Source organism: Frankia sp. KB5 (assembly GCF_002099325.1).
GTDB lineage: Bacteria > Actinomycetota > Actinomycetes > Frankiales > Frankiaceae > Frankia > Frankia casuarinae.
This window is the reverse complement of sequence record NZ_MRUJ01000418.1, coordinates 1-1,073: the sequence shown is the minus strand read 5'-3', so window position 1 is coordinate 1,073 and position 1,073 is coordinate 1. Positions and strand designations below refer to the sequence as shown.

The window sequence follows — 1,073 nt, the reverse complement described above, 5'->3', positions numbered from 1 at the left end:
CGGAACGAGCGCCAACCACTCACAGCAACATCAACAATGAAGCTGAATGTTTACCGCGACCGGACTCCGCAAACATCGCAGGCCCATCCTCGCGACATGCAAAACCTTAATTACAAATCGTCGGTATCGCCTGCTGGCGGGGCAAGCCGACCGGCTGGACAGGCCGGGTCTGCCGGGGTCCCGGTGGAGGGCGCGCTGGCGGGTCCGGGTACCAGGCGCGCTCAGTTGTATACCAGGCGCTCAGTCAGCTTTGGCCCTCGGGGCCGGTGCCTTGGCCCTCGGGGCCGGTGCTGATCTCGATGTGCTTGGGCTGGCTCCGCTTGGCCTTCGCCAGCCGGATGGTGAGTACTCCGTCGGCCAGGGTGGCGTGCACCGATTCCGGATCGATGTCACCCGGCACGGCGATGCGGTGCTCGAACCGGCCCACCGGGCGGCTACGGCGGCGCAGTACTCCCGTGCGTTCCCGCTCCTTGATTTCACCGGTGACGAACAGCTCGTTGTCACGCAGGTCCACGGAGATGTCCTCCCGGCGCACCCCGGGAAGATCGAGATCGATCACGAACGCGTCCTCGGTCTCCTCAATGTCGACCGGCTGCACCATGCCGCCCAGCAACCGCGCCGGACGGCCCTCGACGCCGCCTATGACGTCGCCGAGCAGATTGCCCATGCGGGTCCAGGCGTCCTCGATCTCCCGGAACGGATCCCACCGTGCCAGCGTTCCCAGGCCTTCTCCGCGTCGTACGGGTAGTGTCATGATCCTCACTCCTTCCGGCCAGGCCGGCCGGCTATCACCTTTGCGTCCAATTGACTATGCCTTGCCTCTACCCCTGCCTCGYCGGCCCGAAAACTGCGGGCCGCGGCCGAGAGACACCCGGCTGCAGCCGGCTGTAGGCCAGAAATCGGCTGTAGGGCCAGAAAGCGGCGCTGCCCGGTGCTGCCCGTCCTGCCGGGCTCAGGCCCCCGGTCCCTGTCCTGACCCCAGGGCCCCGGCAAAGTTGTCGGTTAGCAAGCAAGGCTCTTGATCGTCTCTAGTGGTCGTTCGGGGCGCCGCGCGTGGTGTCGGATTGCCTGGG

Annotated in this window: 1 protein-coding gene; it reads right to left on the bottom strand. The window is 66.5% G+C overall.

Going from position 1 to position 1,073, the window contains the following annotated elements; all coding sequences use genetic code 11:
* Positions 1-244: 244 nt before the first annotated feature.
* Complete coding sequence (locus tag KBI5_RS24935; RefSeq protein WP_011436591.1) at positions 245-754, bottom strand: Hsp20/alpha crystallin family protein; 510 nt, start codon at positions 752-754, stop codon at positions 245-247.
* Positions 755-1,073 lie beyond the last annotated feature (319 nt).